Source organism: Marinobacter sp. UBA2498 (assembly GCF_002341575.1).
Lineage (GTDB): Bacteria > Pseudomonadota > Gammaproteobacteria > Pseudomonadales > Oleiphilaceae > Marinobacter > Marinobacter manganoxydans.
In genome coordinates this window covers 73,168-73,607 of the sequence record NZ_DDOI01000029.1, presented here as the reverse complement: position 1 = coordinate 73,607, position 440 = coordinate 73,168, and the positions used below count along the sequence as shown (strand labels likewise).

The window sequence follows — 440 nt, the reverse complement described above, 5'->3', positions numbered from 1 at the left end:
TACCTGTCTTTGCCCGCGTTCGAGGACGCGTTGCCGGCGTTAAAGAGTCTCAGAGGCGAGTACCCGCTGTTCGCATTCTCCAATGGTGGTTATCCAGCACTGGAGAAAGTGCTCGGGCACAACGACTTGCTCGACCAATTTGAAGGCCTGGTATCGGTAGACGATATCAAGAGTTTCAAACCTGATCCTGCCGTTTACACCTATGCCCGGCGCGCAACCGGTTCCTGGGAAAAACCCCTGTGTCTTGTGTCCAGTAACGCCTGGGATGTGATTGGTGCACGAGCTGCAGGATTACTCGCAATCTGGGTACAGAGGGATCCGAACAAGGTATTTGAAGACTGGGGGATTCAACCCTCAGCAGTGATCAACAGCCTTTCAGAACTGCAGGAAACACTGAAAAACCTCTGAAGTAAGAGGAGGCAGGTGTCGGGGAGGGCTTT

At 53.2% G+C, this 440-nt stretch carries 1 protein-coding gene; it reads left to right on the top strand.

Annotation, left to right across the window (positions count from 1 at the left end; translation table 11 throughout):
• Positions 1 to 408: HAD family hydrolase (locus B2W52_RS02965; protein ID WP_286801175.1), on the top strand; the 408-nt coding region annotated here is incomplete at its 5' end.
• Between the last annotated feature and the right edge of the window lie 32 nt (positions 409 to 440).